Origin of the sequence: Sphingobium lactosutens (assembly GCF_013393185.1) — a bacterium.
GTDB lineage: Bacteria > Pseudomonadota > Alphaproteobacteria > Sphingomonadales > Sphingomonadaceae > Sphingobium > Sphingobium lactosutens_A.
Genome location: NZ_QJQX01000085.1, coordinates 139,476 through 159,033, shown reverse-complemented (window position 1 = coordinate 159,033; position 19,558 = coordinate 139,476). Strand labels below are relative to the sequence as shown.

At 58.8% G+C, this 19,558-nt stretch carries 19 protein-coding genes; 15 read left to right on the top strand and 4 right to left on the bottom strand.

The features are described 5' to 3' along the window. The first annotated feature begins 182 nt into the window (after positions 1 to 182). The 5 genes from DM806_RS26820 to DM806_RS26800 all read left to right on the top strand — a co-directional run bounded on the left by DM806_RS26820 (position 183) and on the right by DM806_RS26800 (position 5,598). Complete coding sequence (locus DM806_RS26820) at positions 183 to 1,418, top strand: IS110 family transposase (protein WP_218647678.1); 1,236 nt, start codon at positions 183 to 185, stop codon at positions 1,416 to 1,418. Positions 1,419 to 2,237: 819 nt separating this feature from the next. Further along, the gene (locus DM806_RS26815) at positions 2,238 to 2,636 is read left to right on the top strand and encodes a thermonuclease family protein (RefSeq protein WP_372859814.1); all 399 of its coding nucleotides are present in this window, start codon (positions 2,238 to 2,240) and stop codon (positions 2,634 to 2,636) included. A gap of 24 nt (positions 2,637 to 2,660) precedes the next feature. Further along, positions 2,661 to 3,635 (top strand): CHC2 zinc finger domain-containing protein, encoded by a 975-nt coding sequence (locus DM806_RS26810; protein ID WP_179046188.1) that lies wholly within the window; start codon positions 2,661 to 2,663, stop codon positions 3,633 to 3,635. Between the two features lie 505 nt (positions 3,636 to 4,140). After that, on the top strand, positions 4,141 to 4,464 hold the full coding sequence (locus DM806_RS26805) for a single-stranded DNA-binding protein (RefSeq protein ID WP_066531864.1): 324 nt from the start codon (positions 4,141 to 4,143) through the stop codon (positions 4,462 to 4,464). A gap of 987 nt (positions 4,465 to 5,451) precedes the next feature. Next, positions 5,452 to 5,598, top strand: coding sequence for a hypothetical protein (locus DM806_RS26800; RefSeq protein WP_306294804.1), 147 nt, complete (start codon positions 5,452 to 5,454; stop codon positions 5,596 to 5,598). Between the two features lie 112 nt (positions 5,599 to 5,710). Here the strand turns inward: DM806_RS26800 and DM806_RS26795 are convergent, their stop codons facing one another. Further along, positions 5,711 to 5,929: a hypothetical protein gene (locus tag DM806_RS26795; RefSeq protein WP_037466106.1), complete on the bottom strand. Its 219-nt coding sequence runs from the start codon at positions 5,927 to 5,929 to the stop codon at positions 5,711 to 5,713. A 644-nt stretch (positions 5,930 to 6,573) separates the two neighbouring features. Between DM806_RS26795 and DM806_RS26790 the strand changes: the two genes are divergently transcribed. From DM806_RS26790 to DM806_RS26745, 10 genes are all read left to right on the top strand, one after another. Next, positions 6,574 to 6,864, top strand: a complete 291-nt coding sequence (locus DM806_RS26790) for a hypothetical protein (protein WP_037466103.1) — start codon at positions 6,574 to 6,576, stop codon at positions 6,862 to 6,864. Then, on the top strand, positions 6,854 to 9,151 hold the full coding sequence (locus DM806_RS26785) for a type IV secretion system DNA-binding domain-containing protein (RefSeq protein WP_179046187.1): 2,298 nt from the start codon (positions 6,854 to 6,856) through the stop codon (positions 9,149 to 9,151). The genes DM806_RS26790 and DM806_RS26785 overlap by 11 nt, the downstream gene beginning before the upstream one ends. Positions 9,152 to 9,154: 3 nt before the next feature. Beyond that, entirely contained in the window at positions 9,155 to 12,178 is a 3,024-nt protein-coding gene (mobF, locus tag DM806_RS26780) for a MobF family relaxase (protein WP_179046186.1), read from the top strand. A 160-nt stretch (positions 12,179 to 12,338) separates the two neighbouring features. Then, positions 12,339 to 12,512, top strand: a complete 174-nt coding sequence (locus tag DM806_RS26775; RefSeq protein ID WP_179046185.1) for a DUF6771 family protein — start codon at positions 12,339 to 12,341, stop codon at positions 12,510 to 12,512. Between the two features lie 165 nt (positions 12,513 to 12,677). Continuing rightward, positions 12,678 to 12,911, top strand: a complete 234-nt coding sequence (locus DM806_RS26770) for an antitoxin (protein ID WP_179046184.1) — start codon at positions 12,678 to 12,680, stop codon at positions 12,909 to 12,911. Between the two features lie 54 nt (positions 12,912 to 12,965). Further along, positions 12,966 to 13,307, top strand: a complete 342-nt coding sequence (locus DM806_RS26765) for a type II toxin-antitoxin system VapC family toxin (protein WP_372859810.1) — start codon at positions 12,966 to 12,968, stop codon at positions 13,305 to 13,307. Between the two features lie 360 nt (positions 13,308 to 13,667). After that, positions 13,668 to 14,303 carry a hypothetical protein gene (locus tag DM806_RS26760; protein WP_179046183.1) on the top strand — a complete coding sequence of 212 codons (636 nt, stop codon included), beginning with the start codon at positions 13,668 to 13,670 and terminating at the stop codon, positions 14,301 to 14,303. Positions 14,304 to 14,330: 27 nt separating this feature from the next. After that, positions 14,331 to 15,536 carry a helix-turn-helix domain-containing protein gene (locus DM806_RS26755; protein WP_179046182.1) on the top strand — a complete coding sequence of 402 codons (1,206 nt, stop codon included), beginning with the start codon at positions 14,331 to 14,333 and terminating at the stop codon, positions 15,534 to 15,536. Between the two features lie 110 nt (positions 15,537 to 15,646). After that, the gene (locus tag DM806_RS26750) at positions 15,647 to 16,819 is read left to right on the top strand and encodes a hypothetical protein (RefSeq protein WP_179046181.1); all 1,173 of its coding nucleotides are present in this window, start codon (positions 15,647 to 15,649) and stop codon (positions 16,817 to 16,819) included. Further along, positions 16,816 to 17,364 carry a GNAT family N-acetyltransferase gene (locus DM806_RS26745; RefSeq protein ID WP_218647677.1) on the top strand — a complete coding sequence of 183 codons (549 nt, stop codon included), beginning with the start codon at positions 16,816 to 16,818 and terminating at the stop codon, positions 17,362 to 17,364. The genes DM806_RS26750 and DM806_RS26745 overlap by 4 nt, the downstream gene beginning before the upstream one ends. On the opposite strand, the gene DM806_RS26740 is transcribed toward DM806_RS26745, so the two are convergent. Genes DM806_RS26740 through DM806_RS26730 form a run of 3 tightly spaced genes read right to left on the bottom strand, consistent with a single transcriptional unit; the run spans position 17,291 to position 19,324 of the window. Then, positions 17,291 to 17,875, bottom strand: a complete 585-nt coding sequence (locus DM806_RS26740) for an ATP-binding protein (protein ID WP_256869528.1) — start codon at positions 17,873 to 17,875, stop codon at positions 17,291 to 17,293. The two genes, DM806_RS26745 and DM806_RS26740, sit on opposite strands and share 74 nt — an antisense overlap. Continuing rightward, positions 17,875 to 18,294 carry a hypothetical protein gene (locus tag DM806_RS26735; RefSeq protein WP_179046179.1) on the bottom strand — a complete coding sequence of 140 codons (420 nt, stop codon included), beginning with the start codon at positions 18,292 to 18,294 and terminating at the stop codon, positions 17,875 to 17,877. The genes DM806_RS26740 and DM806_RS26735 overlap by 1 nt, the downstream gene beginning before the upstream one ends. Beyond that, complete coding sequence (locus DM806_RS26730) at positions 18,272 to 19,324, bottom strand: N-acetyltransferase (RefSeq protein ID WP_179046178.1); 1,053 nt, start codon at positions 19,322 to 19,324, stop codon at positions 18,272 to 18,274. The genes DM806_RS26735 and DM806_RS26730 overlap by 23 nt, the downstream gene beginning before the upstream one ends. Positions 19,325 to 19,558: the final 234 nt, after the last annotated feature.

Here is a 19,558-nt window from a genome sequence, read left to right as displayed (position 1 = left end):
GGCCGGTCCGTTGGGAGCCACCTGGTGATCCAGCGCCGCGAGCGCCTAGAGGGGACGAGTGCCCCAACGGATTGGCCGTGATCGACGCCCAGTGGGGAGTAGCGCCTTCGAGCGCCAGAACAGGTCCGGCGAGGATTGCGGCTGCCCGTAAGGAAAGAGGAGGCGCTATGACAGGAAGCATCATGACCTATGTCGGTATCGATTGGGCATCGAAAACGCACTACGCCTATGCCTTGGACGCCGCTGGCGAAAAGCTTGGTCATCGGCCGTTCGACCATAGTGGGGAAGGGCTGACCGAACTGGTCGAGTGGATCAGGTCGGTCAGTGGTCACATGGCCGAAAACATCGCCATTGGCATCGAGGTGCCGCATGGTCCGGTGGTCGAGCATCTGATGGACGCAGGCTTTGCGGTTCATGCGATTAATCCGAAGCAACTCGATCGATTGCGCGATCGCTTCACGACAGCCGGGGCCAAGGACGATCGGCTCGATGCCTTCGTCCTCGCCGACTCTCTGCGAACGGACCTGCGTTTCTATCGTTTTCTGGAGCCGATGCACCCCACTATCATCGAGTTGCGCGAATGGTCGCGCATGGTGGAAGATCTGTCGGAGGAGCGGAACCGACTAGCCAATCGCTTCCGTCACCAGCTCTGGCGTTATTTCCCGCAGATGATCGACCTGTCTGAAAACTGGGCGCGCGAGTGGATGCTGGATCTCTGGGAGCTCATTCCGACGCCGGCAAAGGCGCGCAGCATCCGCCCGGCCACTGTCGCGCGGCAGCTTCGGCAGAGCCGGGTGCGAAAATGGTCGGCGGAAAGCTTGCTCGCCCATCTGCGGACCGAGCCGATCGTCGTCGCACCTGGTGTGACCGACGCCTGTGTCGCGCACTGCCAGGTCATAGTTGCGCGACTCAGACTGGTAACAGAGCAGATGAAGGTGGGGATGAAGCAGCTGGACCAGCTGACGGCCGCGGTGGCTGAGCTTCGGCCGACGGACGCGTCAGCGTCCACGCTGCATTGTGACCCCGAGATACTGCGCTCGATGCCAGGGGTGGGGCCGATCGTCCTCGCGGCGCTGCTGACCGAGGGCTATGATGCTATCCGCCGTCGAGATCCTGGAACTCTTCGGGCATTGTCGGGCGTGGCTCCCGTTACACGAAGAAGTGGGAAGCAAACCCTGGTCGTGATGCGGTATGCCTGTCCGCATCGTCTACGCACCGCCGTCTATCATTGGGCGAGGGTGGCGGTTCTGCACGACCTCAATTGTCGAAACCGGTACAGCGCTTTGCGAAAGCACGGTCATAGCCATGCTCGCGCACTGAGGTCTGTAGGCAGCCGGTTGATCGGGGTGGCTTGTGCGATGCTCCAGACCGGAGAACTGTTCGATCGGAACAGATTGCCGCAACGGGAAGCGGCATAGCATTTGTCGTCGCCGGGACGAGAAGCCTCCTCATAGCGTAACGGCCCGGCGACGACTGCGGTGCATCGCACCGCTACAAACAAAGTGCGTGCGCAGCACGCGCATCGTTCTGTTCAAGGTGCTTAGGGCTCCGCCCTCGGCGCGCTTCAAAGCGCCTTCCGCCCAGCTTCCTCCACGCTGACGCGCTCCGTGCAGCCGGGTCCCCGCGAAGGGTTCTTCCGCTTGCACACCCGCTGCTCGCCGCGAGGCAAGGGTTGCAGCAGCAGTGCTGCAACCGCGAGCCGAGGAGTGGAAGTCAAGACGGGCTGCCGATCACGGAAATTACCGCTTGTAAAAGGTGGGGAGTCCCCTCCGCCGCGATCAGCCCTCATTGCGCCATTCCCCGACCCGCTTCGCCAGCAGGCAGAAGCCGATGGCGCGACATCGCCTTCGGCTCCATTTCAAAAGGAATAGACGACATGATCAACAAAAACCGCGCCTGCAATCGCCTTTGCCGCCTGATCCAGGCCGGGCGGCCATCGCGCCGCCCCTTTTCTCCCCGCGCAAGGGCCGACCGATGCCCAGATCAGCCCCGAGACCGTCCTGCGCTGGCGTGACCGGCCCGGCCGCATAGCCAATGGGGCAGCATGTCGAGGGACTTCGCTTCGTAAGCAGAGGGCTGGCTCTGAGAGCCGAGATCGCGCGGCAGCCGGTCCCATTCGGAGTTGCAAGCCGAGAAAAAAGGAAACCATCTCAATCGGTTATCGCTTCCATTTGGGTTCACTTTCGGGCACCATGTGCCTCAAAGAAAAAGAGAAATTCCCAGGTTCAGGAGATCACGTGTTTCTTGCTTTCACGCTTCTCGCTGCCGCATCGACCAGCTGCACTGTTGTCGATGGCGACACCCTTCACTGCGGCGCCGAGCGCATTCGGCTTCTTGGCATCGATGCCCCCGATGATCCCAGCAATGGCCGCTGTCGTCCCTATCCCAAGCCTGGCGCGATATGCGATGCGCGGCTTGCCGCCGCCAGCAAGGCGTCATTGCGGCAGATCATAACCGGCCCCTTGCGGGTGACGCGGATCAGCACTGACGATTATGGCCGGACATTGGCCATGGTCTATGTTCGGGGCCGCAGCCTCTCTTGTCTGCAGCTGGAGGCGGGGAGGGCGATCTATAAACCAAAATGGGACAATGGCTGGATGGTCGCGGGCGAGTGTCCCGGCGCGGTCTATCGTTGAGCGACATTGAGTAGGCGAGCCGTGATGAAGAACTGGCGTAGCAATCAATTCAGGCAGGACGTCGAGCGCGCAAAAGCGCGCTTTGACCTCAGCCACATTGTTGGGCGACATGTGAAGCTTCGCAAAGCAGGCAATGAACATGTCGGCCTTTGCCCCTTCCACAATGAGAAGACACCGAGCTTCCGCGTCAATGATGCGAAGGGGGTATTTCATTGCTTTGGCTGCGGCGCGAGGGGCGATGCCATAGACTTCATCATGAATTTTGAGGGCCGCGAATTTGTCGATGCTGTCGCCATTCTGCTCGGAGAAGAGGGCTTGCCGGAGGCGGCCCCACGGGATCGGGCCGCTTTGGTGCGACAGGAGAAGGCGGACCGCGCTGCGGCTGTTCTGGCCGCGCAGGCCGAATGGCAGGACACCCTAAGCATCAAGGGCACGCCTGCAGAGCTTTATCTCGCCTCGCGCGGCATCACCGCTGATGTTCCTGCGACCGCGCGATATGGGCGCGTGGCACTCTGGCGCGACAAAAAGACCGGCGCCAGTGGACGCCGCTGTTCGGCTCTGGTGCTCGGAGCGCAGGATCGCCGCGGTAAGATCGTTGGCATCCAAAGTATCTTCCTGACGGAGGACGGCCAAAAGGCCGACATGGCAAACCCTAAGGTCAGCCTGGGGCAGATCCGTGGCAGTGCGGTTCGGCTTGCCCCGCCGGAAAAACGGATCATCCTGACCGAAGGACCGGAGGATGGGCTCACCCTGAGAATGAAATCGCCCAAAGTTCCTGTGTGGATCACCCTGGGCACCGGCTCGATGCCCTATGTCGACCTCCCTGACGAGGTGGAGCATGTGACGCTAGCGGGCGATAATAATGCTGCAGGTCGAGCGGCGGTTGAGCGAGCGGCCGAAGAATATGAGGCCCAAGGCAAAAGGGTGGATGCGATCTTCCCCGACCGCAGATATGAGGATTGGAATGATGAGCATCGGGGCATCAGGATGAAAAAATAAGCGGCCGCCTGACGGCGGCGGACTGTTCGGTGCTGCTGAACGGCACGCGCGCGCAGGGCCGTGTTGCCCATGCTTCAGCAGACGCTGCTGAAATCGACCATTGCAGCCCAGACAATGTTTCATCGCGCGCGTGGGCGATCCACATCAGCCGCCGCCAACTGATGTAGCAACCTGCGGCGCGACCGCGACCAACGGATTGGAATCGCCATGAACTTCAATCCACGCATCACATCGGCTGCGATGTGGATGATGTTTCAACGGAACTGGATCAAATCATAGCCATGTTAAAGCGGAGGACGAGTGGATATCCGCCATCTCTCCTTCTCTCGTCGCTACCGGTTTGATCTAGCTTCGATACGGCTAATGAGGACAAGTGAAAAAATGCAATGCTGCGCATTGCGACGGTTTCCTGCCTACGGCGGACCCTCCGTTTTTTCACTTGTCCTCGCCTCAATATGCGCTTGCCAAACCTTGCGTTAGCAACGGAAGAAGCAAGGACATCATAATGATCAATTTCGCCAAATTCGAAGTCATTGGCAATGTCGGTGCAATCCAGGCCAGCGGCAATGTCACCCATCTCAAGATCGCCAGCAATTTCCGCCGCAAGAACGGCGAGGAATGGGTCGATGACACTAACTGGAACCGGGTCACCATCTTCAATGAGCGTTACCGCAAGACTATCGCCGAACGTCTCCGGGTGGGCGACCTGATTTTCGCTGAGGGTACCATGCGCGACACCTCCTACGAGCGCGAGGGCGAAACCGTCTTCACCACCGATCGGATTGTCGAGAAATTTGGTATTTTATCGTCGAATGCCGGCGCGGACTGACGAAACGGGGCGGGCCTTCGGCCCGCCTCGCAGCTTCAAACGCGGCGATGATACAGGGGCAGTGCAGGTCAGCCGATATGAATTAGAGCCGCTAGTGGGGGCGGGACGGATAACAGGAGCAGCGGTGGTATGGGATCGGCCGCTGCAGAGCTTTTTTGCGCAGGTTTTCGCGCGGAGCGAAGATGAGCCCGACGAGAATGATCATCACCTGGGTGGGTCCGAGCCTGGCGAGCTGTCGTCTAGAATCCGACGATATAAGGCGCGCGATGAATAGGCGACTCATGTACGAAAGCGCATTGTTCACCCGCCTCCCCCTTGGAGGACCCGATAAGCCCCGCCTCTTCCCCCTTGGAGGCGGGGCTAATTGCAGTCCCTATCATCTCCCGACATGCCAGCCAAAGGCCGACGGATGCATTGAAACCGTAAAGTGCGAATGCTCCCGATGATTGCTCGAACTTACCGAGCTTTCTCTTGCGAAAACGAGGCGCAGTATGGCCAACGGTAGATTGTCGATGCGGATCTGTTCCGCTAGATTGGCCCCGACTTGGATGCCCGACAGCATGCAAGCAGCGCCCTCGGCTTTTCCTGCCCGAGGGCGTTGTTTTTCGTCCTTGAACATCGTGCCTGCATGACGCGTACCACCTCGGTCGGCGTGTCGAGTTCCCTAGAAACGGCATGCCAACGACAGGGGGGAATATCTCACTGATTTTCTCTCCTGTAATGTGGACCATGGCTGCCTCAACGATGAGCGGCCCCTCCAATTTTGCCGCGCCCTCCACTGCGCTGCGCTCCGTTCCGGCCGCAGCAAAATCGGGTCCTCCGCTCCCCGTTTCGCGGCGGCTTCGCCGTGGTTGACCCAGCCACGATCCACATGCCCGCTGACCTAAATTTTCATTTTGATGAGGAAAACCCACGCACATCAATCACAACGCTTTCGCCGCAGAGGGCACCTACATCGCAGCATTTGCCAACGCCGAGCTACGCGCGATGACGAGCTACTTTCCGCAGCACATCATCCGGGATGAAGAGGGTGGGTTCTTCGCCATTGATGAAGGCGATTATGGCGCTCTGCCAACGACCATCATCAACCGGGTGGTGTACAGCATTCCAGGCAAGCTGGACGACAGCTATTGAAATCTAAAGGGGAGGGTCGGTGAGGCTCTCCCCAAGATCTTATGGCCTGGGTCATTGGGCAGGCTGGGCATCGAGCCCGGCCTGCCCATTTTCGTTAGGATCGGTTTGGCCTTCACGCCGCCAGGCGACGCTGAACCTCCTCGACCCCAAGCTTGCGGATGCGCCCGACCAGCGCTTCCAGATCCTCCAGGGACAGCTTCATCAGGCCCGCTTTTTCGATGACCTTCAGCGAGGCATCTCGTTCCTTTTCAGCGAGCTGCTTTTTGCGTTCGACCAGCTTGGCTTCTTCCGCCGCAATGGCAGCCCGTTCCTTGTCCAGATCTTTGGCCATGGATCATTTCCCATATGTCGGATCGGATTGTGGACGGGGCCGTTATAGCTCCTCCTCAGTCCAGCTCAATCCCTTTGATCTTGCGCGGGAATTGTCCTTGGAAGTGTGGCGGTCGGCCATTCAATCCGCGCTCCTTCCATCTCCCCATATTGTGGCGCACGAGCGCCGGAATAGCATCGTCGTTTGGCGGCGGAACTGCTTTTCGCCTGGAGCCGGTTTTGGGGGCGGTTTCGCCGCGGCGTAGAGGGAGGAACACCCTCATGCCACGGCGATATATGGCCAAGCCATATCCTTCCGCCCGATGGGCGGAGCCAATCCCTGCCGGATCGGCGACCCGGCCCTGGGGCCGGGAAAGAAGGAGCCGGTTACAGGTAACCAGCGCGCCATTTGGTTAAGTGCCTTCCCAAGTGGTCAGGCAGCACACCGTATGCACCTGCGGTTCAAGAAAAGACCAGAATATTGGCATTTTGGCGTGTTTGCGATGTCTGCCAAATGTCTGCCGTAAGCCGATCTAAGAGGAAGCATAAGCGATAGAGGTGTTTCTCGGCGTGCAATGTCCGACGACTTGCAATCATTCAGTCGATCAGGTATCGAGACTGAACTTTCGTAATCCCCACCAACCTCGCTGCTTGGAGGAATGGTGGATGACAGTTAAACAACGGCGTTACACGATCCGGCTTGAGCAGGATCAATGGCAGCGCCTTGAGCGGCACGCTCTGGCCCGTGGGGTCGCGACCGCCGATCTTATTCGCGCGGCGATCGACCAGTCTTTGTCGGGCGATGCGCTCGAGGATGCAAGCCGGCTGCGATTGGCGCGTATCAGCGAGTTCCAGCAGCTCGCCCTCGACATCATCCTGCGCGAACAATTCCCCCAATATCGTGACCGCGTGGTCGCAGAAACCGACAAGCGGATGGAGCTCTACCATGGCCGGTAAGGACATCCGCACCAACGGGCAGAACATCCCGCTCAGCCATCATTCGGCGCGCGGCGAAGTACAGCGCAATTCGGGCAATTTCACGCGCGGCAGCCAGCTCCTTTCTCACGAACTGATGATGTGGCTTTCGGGCGCGAAAATGCCCGTCATCTTTTGGTTCTTTGTGTTCCTCAGCTGCTGGTTTGGCATCATGTCGGTGAAGCTTGATGAGCATGGTTTTCAGCTCATCTGCATGAAGGTCTATGCCGAGCTTTGGGACTGGGTCGATCTCGATCCGATGAAGCGCGTCAACGTCACCCTGGCGAGCGGCAAGATCGTGCGCACTATCATGTCAGCCGTACCTTATATCCCGGACGTGATCCGCGCCTGGGCGGTGGCCATGAAGGGGCTGCTTGGATCCTTCCTGCTGTCGGTTTTCATCACCGTTCCTGCAGCCATCGCCTTTGTCGATATGTCCAAACGGAGGGGAAAGTCGATCCTTCAGGAACGGCATGAGCGCGGCGCCATGCTGGTTGATGTCGAATTGCTGCGATCGGAGATCATTGACCATAACCGGATCAAGTTTGAAGAGGATGTAGCGCAGCTCTGTCCAGGCATGAAGCCTGCGGACATTTTGCGTCTCCCATTTGCCGAGCGAAAGGGTAGGGGGATCCATCACCCGTACAGCCTTGGCGGCATCCCCTTTCCCTATCGGCTCGAGCAGTCCCATGTCATGCTGATCGGCACCACCGGTTCGGGCAAGACGACTGAGCTGCGGAGCCTCGTTGCGCAGATGCGCGCGCGGCAGGACAGCGCGGTCATCTTCGACCTGACCGGCGCTTATGTGGAGTCCTTTTACGATCCCGCGCGCGACACAATTCTCAATCCCATGGATGAACGTTGCCCAGCCTGGTCCATCTTCAACGACTGCTCTACGCATAGCGATTTCACCTCTGCGGCGGCCGCGCTCATCCCTTCTGACGGCGGGTCCTCCGAACCCTTCTGGGCGCTCGCTGCCCGCACGCTTTTCATCGAAATGTGCATTCGCCTGATCGAGCGGGGCGAGGCCACCAATCTTGCACTTTCCGAAAATCTGATGACGGCCGATCTGGCGCGCGTTCACCGCTATCTCTCCAACACGATCGCGGACCCGCTCACGGCGCCGGAAGCGGCGCGCATGGCGGAGTCGATCCGCGCCGTTTTCAACACCAATGCGCAGGTGCTGCGCTTCCTTCCAGAGGAAGGCGAACCCTTCTCTATTCGTCAATGGATCACTGGCGAGAAGAAGCCCGGCGCGATCCTATTCATCACCTCCCATTATCTCGATCTGCCGATGAACAAGGCGCTCCTGACCCTCTGGATGGACCTTGCCATCAACAACCTCATGGCAATGCCGCGGACACGGTCGCTGCGCACCTGGTTCATGTTTGACGAGCTCGGTGCGCTGCACCGTCTGCCCGCGATCGAAAACGGTCTTCAGACCGCCCGTGCCTATGGCGGCGCGATGATCCTTGGCCTCCATAGTTTTGAAAAGCTGGTGGAGGTTTATGGCGAGCATGGCGCGAAAAATCTGGCCTCGCTCGCGCGCTCCAAACTGATCCTCGCCACCTCCGATCTCGACACCGCCGAACAATGTGCGCGCTATATCGGCAACCGGGAAGTGCGCCAGATGGATGAGGCGTACAGCTATGGCTACAATAATACGCGCGATGCCTCGACCCTGACGCCGCGCAAGCAGACCGAACCCCTGGTCATTGCCGACGACATCACGAACCTTCCTTCGCTCCATGCCTTCGTCAAATTTCCCGATGGCTTTCCGGCGGCGCGGCTTGTGCTGCAGTATAAGGATTACCCGTCGGTGGCCGTCGGCTTCGTCCGTCGTAAGGAGGTAAAGCCGATCCGCTCGCGGCGCGGGGAGGGGGCCTTCCAGGAGGGGGGACAGAGCAGTGAAGCGGGTGGTCGTGATGGAGCCGCGCAGGTCATTGAGAATGTCGCTGACTTGACCGTTCCAGGCAGTGCGCAGGATCAGGAGCCCCATGCGCCCGCCGCTGGACAGGTGGAGTCACAGGATGGGGTGCGCACAGAGCCCATTCGCGACCCGCTGGTCGATGCAGCGCGGCAGCGGAGCGGCGACGCCGCTGCCCAATCTAAAGGCGGTGAGCAGCGAGAGACGGTTCCCCAGGAGCGGGACCGGACCGAACGCGGGTACAGGCAGGCACCTGCCGTTCCCGTGGTGGAGGATCAGACGCTTATCGAGTTGCGACCGGACCTGTCCGCGGGTCTTGATGGCGATGATTTCGGGATCTGATCCATGCTCTCTGTAGCTGCCGTGCGCTCCTCCTCTGGCGCTGCTAATTATTTCGCGAAGGACAATTATTATACTGTCGAGGGATCGGCGGAGGTCAGCATCTGGGACGGGGAGGGGGCTCGCGAGCTTGGCCTCGCGGGACAGGTCACAAAAGATGCGTTCGAAGGCATCTTGAATGGCATCCTGCCTGACGGCACCGGGGTGGCCCAAGTGGAGAACCGGCAGGCGGGCACTGACCTTACCTTCTCCATGCCCAAATCTGCCTCGATAATGGCCTACATCGCGGGGGACCGGAACATCCTGTCAGCCAATTTGCGCGCGGTGCAATCCACCATGAAGTGGGTCGAAGCCAATCTTGCTGAGGGCCGCAAAGATATAGACGGGAAGAAGGCGCCGATCCGGACCGGCAATCTCGTCTATGCCCTGTTCGAGCATGACACGAGCCGGGCGCTTGATCCCCAGGGCCATGTCCATGCGGTGATCGCCAACCTGACCCAGATGCCGGACGGAAAATGGCAGGCGCTCCACAATCGCGCGATCTGGAAAGCCAACAGCGTCATTGGCACCATCTATCATGCCGCCCTGCGCGATGAGCTGGGCGAGCTTGGCTACCAGACCGGGATGACCGGCAAGCACGGCACCTTTGAAATTTCGGGTGTGCCAAGAGAAGTGATCGACGCCTTCAGCCAGCGCAGGCAAGACATATTAGCAAAGGCCGCTGAACTGGGCGTTACATCGCGCAATGCCCTCGCGTCCATCACCCTTCGTACCCGTGATCCCAAGCTCAATGTCGGTGATCGCGATGCCCTCGGCAGAGCCTGGAAGGACAAGGCTGCAGAGCTTGGCTTTAGCGGCAAGGATCTGCTCGAACTCGCGCGAGCCCGCAGCATGCAGGAACGGGCTGGGTCCACTCTCCAGCGCGGCTATCATGCGATCAAGGAGGTGATCGCGAGGACATATGAGAAACTTTCCGATGTCCTTGGACCTGACGATCCGCTGGTCGATCGTGGCCTCGCCCGCATGGGACAGACGCCGGCAGCGGCGCGGGCGCAGCTTGCCGTTGCATCTGCCATTCGCATTCATGCCGAGCGGGAAGCCGCCTACAAGATGACGGACCTTGCCAAAACCGCGCTCGATCTGGGGCTGAAGGGCGTCACCGTCGATCTTGTCGATCAGCGTATCGCGGCGCTCACAAAGCGCGGCTCGCTCATCCCCGGCGTCGGCCGCGACAGTGATGGTGTCGTCTCCATGGTCACTACCGGTGAAGCTCTGGCGACCGAGGAGAAGATCCTTGATCTGGTAGAGGCGGGGAAGGGCAGGGCGACGCCGATTATCGCTGCTGCAGACGCCCCAGCTCGGCTTCAGTCGGTGAGCGTTCATGAACTCAATCCCGGGCAGCTGGCGGCGGCCAGCCTGATTGTCTCCTCTGCCGATCGCACGGTCATCGTCCAGGGCATCGCGGGTGCGGGCAAGTCTACCATGCTTTCCGCCGTCGCGCGGGTTGCCGAGACGGAAGGCCGCGAAGTGTTGGGCCTTGCATTCCAGAACAAGATGGTTGCCGATATGGCGCAAGGGGCAGGCATCAAAAGCCAGACGATCGCTTCCTTTCTTCTTGCGCATCAGCACTTCATCACTGAGCGCAGCGGACCGCGCTATGACGAAGCGCGCATGGCACTCGCCAACAGCATGATCGTGGTCGATGAAACCTCGATGGTATCTTCAAAGGATATGCTCACCCTCCATCAGGTCGTAGAGGCGCTCGGCATCGACAAGCTGGTGCTGGTCGGGGACCGTCAGCAGCTCCCCTCGATCAATGCCGGCAAGGCTTTCGCCATGATCCAGGCCAGCGGCGGCACCATGGCGCGGATGGACCAGAATATCCGTCAGCGCACGACGCTACTGCGAACGGTCGCGTCATTGGCCAACGCCGGGAAGGCCGGCCATGCCCTTCGCCTGCTGGGGAACAAGGTCATTGAGTCGCAGAGTCCGGCGAAAGATACCGCCGATCGCTGGCTTGGCCTTTCGCCCCAAGATCGGGAGCGTACGGCCGTGTTCGCGTCGGGTAGAGACGCCCGGGCAGCGATCAACATGCGCATCCAAGAGGGCCTTGTTGCTGAAGGATCGCTGCGTGGCGAGGCGATCAAGATCGTCGTTTATGAGCGAGTAAATCTCACCCGGGAGGAGCTGCGCTATGCGAAGAACTACCGTGAGGGGCAGACGCTGGAGGTTGGGCGCGGCGGTATGCGGGATGTCGGCCTTAAGGCCGGGCGTTATGACGTGGCGAAGGTCCATGCCAATGGCAAGATCGACCTTCGCAAGGGCGGCCAGCGCGTCCTTTTCGATCCGCGGAAGCTCTCTCCCGAGGAAACTCACGATCGGCTTCAGCTTTCCGAAAAGAAGATTGTTCAGATCCGTGAGGGCGATCGCATCCGCTGGACCGCGAATGACAAGTCGCGTGATCTCCACAACGCCGCCATCGCGACGGTGGTCGCCGCGGACCAGAATGCGGTTACGGTCGAAACGGCTTCGCGGCAGCGACTGACCTTGGGCCTTTCCGACCCGATGCTGTCGCGTTTGGACCTCGCCTACAGCCTCAACATGCACATGGCGCAGGGGATCACCACGGACAAGGCCATCACCGTCATGGCGAGCTACGAAACAAACCTCTCCAATCAGCGCCTGTTCAATGTCGGCGTCACGCGCGTTCGGGACGAGCTGACCATGATCGTGGACGACAAGGCCAAGCTGGAGCGCCAGCTCGCCAGCAATCCTGGTAACAAGACGTCGGCGCTGGAAGCCACGGGGCGGCTTAATATCGATAATATGGCCGATGGCGGTCCTGAGCGGCCAAGGGCTCAGGATCTTGGCCTTCCTGATGGTCCCAAATCAGGGGTGAGCGACAAAGCGCAATATCGGGGCGCAGCAAGGAAAGGCCGGCCAGGCAGCGGTGAGCAGGGGCGCACCGAAAAGGATCGCTCCGATACTTTGGCAGCCCTCCCTGAGCGAAGTCTGGGCCTTGATCTTTGACCGGGAGCCGCGCGCGCACGTTGGACCTATAGTTCCGTGCGGCGGCGCAAGAAGCCGAAGCACTGGGGAAACCCGCTTGAGGCCTTCTGGGTTAGAGCACGGCTTGGAACGCCGACTACCGCGTTGCGTTCGCCTGTATCCACCGTCATAGGCTGCGCCCATGGACGAGAATACCACTGACTTGATTCTGCGAGTGATAGAACGCGCGCCACAATGGGTCCGGCATGAGCTGGAGGCCAAGGACCCCAGCGCACGCAGGCGCGCCGAAGAAACCCTGGCCGCCATGATTGCTGATGCGCTCGCGAATGGAGCTCCCACGCAGCCTTCGGATTGAGGCTGGCCGGTTTGCTAGGTCTCGCCTTGGCGGGATTTACCGCATCCCCGCCGAACGGCTCTTCTTCTTCGCCATCACGGTCCGCTCGGGAACGATGCGTCCGTACTGACTGCCTGCTCGCCTTCTCCCTTGGCATATGCCAGTGTCATATGCCAAGGAGTCGCCATGAACGCTGAACGCCACGTCAAACTGTTCAAAAACGGTCGCAGTCAGGCTGTCCGTATCCCGCGCGAGTTCGAGTTGCCCGGGGAAGATGCCATTATGCGCAAGGAAGGCGGCCGGCTCATCATCGAACCCGCGCCTGCCCTGTCGCTGGTCGACTATCTGGCTACACTCGACGACATCGAGGAAGATTTTGGTCCGATCGACGATCTTCCCGCGGATGCCGTGGAATTCTGATCATGTACCTTCTCGACACCAACATTCTTTCGGATCTGATCCGGCATCCGCAGGGTGATTGGCGCGCATATCGCGCAGGGGACGACCGAGACCATTGTCACGAGCATCATTGTCGCCAGCGAACTGCGGTTCGGGGCGGAGCGTAGGGGACCAGAGCGGTTGACGGCGCAGCTCGAAGGGATTCTCAAACGTCTGCCTGTGCTGCCGCTCGAGGACGACGCGGATCGCCACTATGGTGCTCTTCGTGCGGAGCTGGAACGTCAAGGCAAACCGATCGGCGGAAACAATATGTTCATTGCCGCTCATGCCCTGGCACTCGACGCTACGCTCGTGACGGACAATGTCCGGGAGTTTGAGCGGGTGCCGGGATTGCGGGTCGAGAACTGGCTTCGATAGCCCGACGCGTAGCCGCCAGAGCGTGGTTTGGTTGGAGCGCTTGAACGTGAGGCGGGACCGCATTCTCGGAATTGGCAAGCCTTGGGACATTCAGGTCAGACAGCTTTGGAGCCGCCGATAGGAATAAGCTGCCGCTGGTCGGTAGGTTCTAGAGGCCGTCTTCCGATCACTGTAATCATTAACGTGAGCGGCAGGGGAGAGCTGTCGGCAGAACTAGCTGAGGGCTGTTTACGTCCTAAAGGGCTGTGGCGCGATCGGAAAAATTGATCGCGTGGGCTTGATAGCTTGATAACGCAAATTTTTTGTGTATTTTTCCATTTAACGCAACACGTATATGGAAGCGAAGAAATGAGCGAGTGCATGGATCGGTTCGTTGCGACCTACCCGCGCGACTTTATTCTCGACCTCCAAGGCACTGCCGATGCCGCTTTCGCAGAAGCCCACCGTCTCTCTAATCAGTTTGTCGAAGAACCCGAGCGCAGTAATATGCTTGGCCAACTGCGACATGCGCGACTGGAAGCCGGATTGCGCGGAGCATCCAGGCGATACAACTTCCAGGTAAGCAGTCCGCACACCAATCCCAAAGGCGGTCGCTACAGCGTCGTATCGGCAGGTGGGATCATGTTGATCCGTGGTAATGTGCAAGCTCATCGCGGGCCGCCGCGTGCGACGAAGTTTCGCAAGCAAGTCGCAGAAACCAATCGATGGCTGAGCCCGCTCCAGCCGGATTTTTACATGCGTGTTCCCGAGCCTGACCGTGATCAGCTCTGTGCTGTGCTGGTGGTTGCAGCCCAGAAGGGCGGGGACCCCTCCCTCCCGGGCTGGGTTGGAATTGGCTTCCCGCACCATGATCTCAGCTCTTGGGCGGAGATAAAGTCGCTGAATCAACTTATGTCGCTCTATCATGATGCTGCCGCTCCGACGATCCGGGAGATGCCGGTCGAAATTAAGGATCGCGCGCATCCCAAACTGAAGAAGGACGGCCGCAGCTCCTGATAGTTCTGCGGTCAAAAGGACATTGAAATGAGAAGTGGTGTGCCGGGATTCAGCCCGCAGCGGTTGATCGAAGCGCGCGCGGCGCGCGGACTCACGCAGGTGGCGCTCGCCGACCTCAGCGGCCGGACCAGTTCCAGCATCTCCCGATGGGAAGCTGGCGACCAATTGCCCGAGATTGACGCGCTCCAAGCGGTCGCGCGCGGTTTGAATCTACCGGTTTCCTTCTTCCTTAATCCCCAGGCAGAGCACGGGCCGGCTCCGATGTTTGCCCGCTCGATGGCAGCAGCGACAAAAAGTGTACGGAGCCGCGTCGAGGCGCGCTTGCGGTGGGCGCAGGACATCTCCCTCGTTTTGCAGGAATCTGTTGATTTGCCAGAACCGAATGTCCCGCAGATCGGCGCTACAGACTTTCGTGAAATCCGTGACGCCGACATTGAGCGGATGGCTATCGAATGCCGCATTGCATGGGAGCTCGGTATAGGTCCCATTTCAGATCTTTTGCTCGCTATGGAAAACGCTGGCATCGTCGTCGTGAAAGAGCGCATCGACGCTGGCACGATGGACGGGCTGTCTAACTGGTCGGCTGTCGACGAGCGGCCTTATGTGTTTTTAGCTACCGACAAGCAGACCTGTGCTCGGTCGCGACTTGACGCAGCCCATGAACTTGGACATCTCGTCTTACACCGCGAGCTTACTGAACGCGCGCTTTACGATGCTGCCGCGTTCAAGGAAATCGAGCGGCAGGCGTTCTATTTTGCTGGTGCTTTTCTTCTTCCTGCCGAGAGCTTTGGCGCGGAAGTATGGTCGCCGTCGCTTCCGGCCTTTATATCATTAAAGGAACGGTGGAAGACGTCGGTGGGTGCTATGATCATGCGATGTGCTAACCTAGAAATCATCAGTGACGAGTACAAGCAACGCTTGTTCAAGCACTACAGCGCCAAGGGATGGCGGAAACATGAGCCGTTAGATGACGAAGGCGAGATGCCAATTGAGCAGCCTCGTCTCCTTAGCCGATCGATCCGGTTACTGTGTGATGAACGGGTCTATACCAAACCGGAGTTGCTGGCCGCTGTTCGTCTTCCTGCAAATGACGTCGAGTCCCTGAGTGGTCTGCCAGCTGGCTACATGTCAAATGAGGGATCAATCGCAGCACTTCGGCTGAAAAAGTCGCCCGGGTCAGGATTAAGACACACCGCAGATGTGATCGATTTTCCGGGTAAGAAGGAGACTTGACGCGATATAGTTTATTTCGATCTATTGCGTGGTCTATAGTAGATGCTAGGCCTACACTCCGAATTTCGTCAACTTGATGGCATCCTATGATATAATTTTGGGGGTAAGAGATGCCGAACAACGGTACGATTGCGATCTGGTGCGTACCAAGGGCCAACTCGGCACCAACTGATCTAGAAGCCCATTTCAATTACTGGAGGATCGCCGGAGATCCAGCGTTCTTAGCCAAGGCAAGGAACGCCGTCGAAGATTTTATTGAGATTGGCCTGTTGGTCACGGATATCACGCAGATCGACAGAATTCGGATTTATATACCCACTAAGGTCCATCGATCCTCCGTTGAGGATTGTGCGCGGTTTCTCTCTCAGTCACAGTTCGCACAGGGTATCTTCAACGAGGTGTTCAAGATCACGGCGCCGGTCGCGGGCGGAACTGGATGCATCGAGCTAAATGACAAACCACACAGCGTGTTCTGCCGCGTGCACAGCTTCGCGCACGGCTCGCAAGGCATTGAGGTCAACGAGTTAGAGATCGCTGAGCAGCACGACGGCACCGTGCTAACGATCCTGCCCGATGCGATCCACGAGGCGTGCAACCATGCCGCGCCGCCAGCCCCATCCTATTTCCGTCTGCGCATCCATTTGAAATCCGGGTCCGAGGAGAATCCCTTCGTTAAGGTGATCCAGCCTCATGACCGGCGCTTCCAGAGTGGTTTCGATGAAATTGAATATATTGACTTCCGGATGAATGAGGCGCGCACCTTGCCGCCTGCAATCGAACAACGGATGCGCAACGATCGCGCTAAGGGCGGTGAAGTCGCTTTCAAACTCATCGCCTTTCTGACTGCGGTGCCGGTTCACTCGGAACTAAGCGTCTCGAACACCCCATCACATAAGATGCGGCTGCTCGAGCAGAGCTGGAACGGCTATGTAAGCTCTGGCATTCCCGATGGCATGGTAGTGTATCACTGGAAGCGCCAGGCGCCCATCAGTGATTTCTCGGCTTTTGTGAAGCTGCAGACCCGGCGCAGCAGCCGCAAAATCTTGCTGATCTATCTGGTGATCGCTTTCATCTTCGGTCTCGGCGGCAATTTTGCGGCATCGGGCATTCAGGCACTTTGGGACCGGGCTTGGACCGAAATGCCCGCATCGGATGTTCCATCCGCAGTGGCATCGCCCACTGCCGATCACAAACTTGTGCCTGCTCTCCCTGCAAGGCCTGCCGCATCGGACACGGACAAGACTAGGCGTGACCAATCAAATAGCGTAGAAAATAAGCCGTGATCACCGATGCCTCGACCCTCGGCGCCAAATCGCCCCACCCCCATCCTGTCAAAATGAGCGATGCGGAGGCGCGTACTCTTACTTTCCTATTGCCGTTGTCCGAGGATTATCCTGGCATAGCACGTTGGTTCGTCCAGAAGGTGGTGCCGGGCGTGCGTCAGGGTACGCGGCTGTTGCTGCCGGTCGAACGTGACGGCGCGATGGTTGGGCTAGGAATCGCCAAGAAGGAAGCTGATGAGTGTAAAATTTGTACTGTTCGGGTGGCGCCGACCTATGCAGGCCGTGGTATCGGGGTGCGGTTGTTCGACGGTTTGCTCAAATGGCTTGACCATGACCGGCCGCATTTGACCGTCAGTGCGACAAAGCTTCCGCAGTTCGAACGGATTTTCGATTATTATGGCTTTGATGTCACGTCGGCGCATGAGGGACTCTATGTGCCGAAGATGACCGAACTGGGCTATAATGACCCGGTCATCCTGCCCATTTCGACGTCGCTCCCGTTGGTGGGGACGGACATGTCGCGTCGAGGAGCGCATCAAGCGTGAATCCAATGCCTGCCTCGGCAATTACGAGGTGCAGGTTCAACGCGCTTGCGAAGCCCGAGACGACCTCGCGCTCTGTAGCGATTTCCTTGACGATGGCATCGAGATTTCGAACGGGCCGCGGGCGCTCGGCGCTAGCGCGCCGGGCTGCGACCTCCTCCGCCGGTGCTTCGAGGAGGATCAATTGATCGGGCGCTAGTGGCGCGATCGCCGACACGGGCACACGAACCAGCTCGCGATCATTATCAATGACCCCATGGGCGTCGATGAGGATCGGACTGTCCTCCCGGCCAGCACGAAAGGCTGACAGCGCCGAAGCCAACAGCGACTGGTTTTCAACCACCCTGTCGGCCGGAGCGGTGCGCAGCGCCTCTGCGCTACTCTGCCGCGCGGCCCTCAGCAGGTCGCTCGCACTTACGAACAGAGTGTCGGGATGGGTCGCCACATAGGCCTTACAGGCGCTGGTTTTGCCAACGCCAGATACTCCGAACACCAGCGTGCATCGACCTATCATCACAGCATGGCCAGCTGGCGAGGTGGTGGGCAGCCTGGTTCGGCCGGTCCGACGTACATATAGGATTGAGGTGGTGTGAAGTTATCGAACCACTCGCTTGGGCAGATTGGCTCATCATAAATCCGCAGCGCGCCGATCTGGAGCGCATAGCCGCGAGTCCGACCTTCAAAATAAGAGTCAAAAAAATCCTTGGATATGCCCGATCCATCGGCTGTTGACGCCCAGAGCGCCTCGGGTTCGTCCTCAAGGATGTCGGCGATATCGAATTCACCGATCAACCGGCCCACCGGTCGCGTACAATAAATGAGAATAGTACGGACGTCGCGGCGCGCGAAAATTCGGCGACGAAACTCGAATGTCTTTATGCCTCGCCGGATATTCTCCACATGTTCCGGTTTAATCGACAATAAGACGCGCATTTACTTCACCTAGTTCGAGTATACGGTCGAGTTGACTGCTGGTCAGCGCGCGAAAATCCCAGCGTGGCTGTTCCGAGATCACGCTGCCGAGCAGCTGACCACGGGTCGTACGCTTTTCGAAAGCCGCATTATAGGTCATCTTGGCGACGTACAGCCGCTTCGAATTAGTCCATTGATCGCGTAGCTCCTCCTCAGAGAACACGCTACGCGGCATCGTATATGCGAGAAAGGCCTCGACATTAACGAAGTCCTTCTTGGCCCTGACCTCCTCGACCACGCATATCGAGCTTACCACCGAACGGAAATAGGCTGGCCCCTTTTTGTCGCTCGTCCGGTAGAAAATAACGATGTCCCCCGGCGCCATTCGGCCCAGCGACAATCTGCCGATATACACCTTGTGAATAGTATTGGTGTGGGAGACGTCCTGTATAAGCTCGATGGGCTCGTTCTTTAGGATGGAATCGGGCAGAAGTCGGGTGTGATAGGCAGGGTAGATCGCCAGCAACCACGCCTTTTTGCCTTGACGGTGCACGAAGGGATAATCCTTCAAGCGATCCCCGGCAAATTCAGTCAGCGAACGCACCAGTACCTTTTCTATGCCGTCGTTGGTGGTCTTGCTCGCCTGCTCGACGAAGCCATAGCGCTTGAATAGTTCGATCAACTTCTCGTGAAGTTCGAAGACGGTAACATAGACGCCCTCTGCACCTACGCCGATAGCGGTGTCAAAGATCTTCTTTATCACGCGCTCCCCGAGACGCGTACCCTTACCCTCGATCTTGAGAGTGCCGACCTTCAGCCAGAGGCGATCAGGTAGCGGCGGCTCGACGTCGGTAACCGGACCATTCTCCTGCTTCAGATAGATCATCCCACTTAGTTCGTCGGTTTGATCGTCAATGACAGCGTAAACTGGCTCGTTTGCCTTACTCTCAAACCATTGGGGGAAGCCCTTGTAACCCGCCTTCAGGCTGTCGAAGAACGGGTCGGCGAGCGATAGATCGCTGAACTTGGTCAACCTCAACTGACGTGACATTCCCCCTCCCAAAAACCACGCTCATAAAAGTCAACCGCCGTCCTTCACGACGATATCCAGCAACTTTCCCAAAGTCTCGCGCGCCTTTATATGCGAGATGCTCGTGCCCGCAATAGCTGGGCGTGCGACACGGCTCGAGCAGAACATATGATGGAAATTCCGTTCAAATCGAATCTTCATTATCCAGTTGCGCGATTTGATATGAGCCAGTCATTAGGCTCGGCGCGGGATTGA

Coding starts and splice junctions, on each gene's coding strand:
- DM806_RS26730 (WP_179046178.1), bottom strand. CDS start 19,324: ATGTCACGTCAGTTGAGGTTGACCAAGTTCAGCGATCTATCGCTCGCC.
- DM806_RS26820 (WP_218647678.1), top strand. CDS start 183: ATGACCTATGTCGGTATCGATTGGGCATCGAAAACGCACTACGCCTAT.
- DM806_RS26800 (WP_306294804.1), top strand. CDS start 5,452: ATGACGAGCTACTTTCCGCAGCACATCATCCGGGATGAAGAGGGTGGG.
- DM806_RS26810 (WP_179046188.1), top strand. CDS start 2,661: ATGAAGAACTGGCGTAGCAATCAATTCAGGCAGGACGTCGAGCGCGCA.
- DM806_RS26775 (WP_179046185.1), top strand. CDS start 12,339: ATGGACGAGAATACCACTGACTTGATTCTGCGAGTGATAGAACGCGCG.
- DM806_RS26755 (WP_179046182.1), top strand. CDS start 14,331: ATGAGAAGTGGTGTGCCGGGATTCAGCCCGCAGCGGTTGATCGAAGCG.
- DM806_RS26770 (WP_179046184.1), top strand. CDS start 12,678: ATGAACGCTGAACGCCACGTCAAACTGTTCAAAAACGGTCGCAGTCAG.
- mobF (WP_179046186.1), top strand. CDS start 9,155: ATGCTCTCTGTAGCTGCCGTGCGCTCCTCCTCTGGCGCTGCTAATTAT.
- DM806_RS26805 (WP_066531864.1), top strand. CDS start 4,141: ATGATCAATTTCGCCAAATTCGAAGTCATTGGCAATGTCGGTGCAATC.
- DM806_RS26790 (WP_037466103.1), top strand. CDS start 6,574: ATGACAGTTAAACAACGGCGTTACACGATCCGGCTTGAGCAGGATCAA.
- DM806_RS26785 (WP_179046187.1), top strand. CDS start 6,854: ATGGCCGGTAAGGACATCCGCACCAACGGGCAGAACATCCCGCTCAGC.
- DM806_RS26735 (WP_179046179.1), bottom strand. CDS start 18,294: ATGCGCGTCTTATTGTCGATTAAACCGGAACATGTGGAGAATATCCGG.
- DM806_RS26740 (WP_256869528.1), bottom strand. CDS start 17,875: ATGATAGGTCGATGCACGCTGGTGTTCGGAGTATCTGGCGTTGGCAAA.
- DM806_RS26750 (WP_179046181.1), top strand. CDS start 15,647: ATGCCGAACAACGGTACGATTGCGATCTGGTGCGTACCAAGGGCCAAC.
- DM806_RS26760 (WP_179046183.1), top strand. CDS start 13,668: ATGGATCGGTTCGTTGCGACCTACCCGCGCGACTTTATTCTCGACCTC.
- DM806_RS26795 (WP_037466106.1), bottom strand. CDS start 5,929: ATGGCCAAAGATCTGGACAAGGAACGGGCTGCCATTGCGGCGGAAGAA.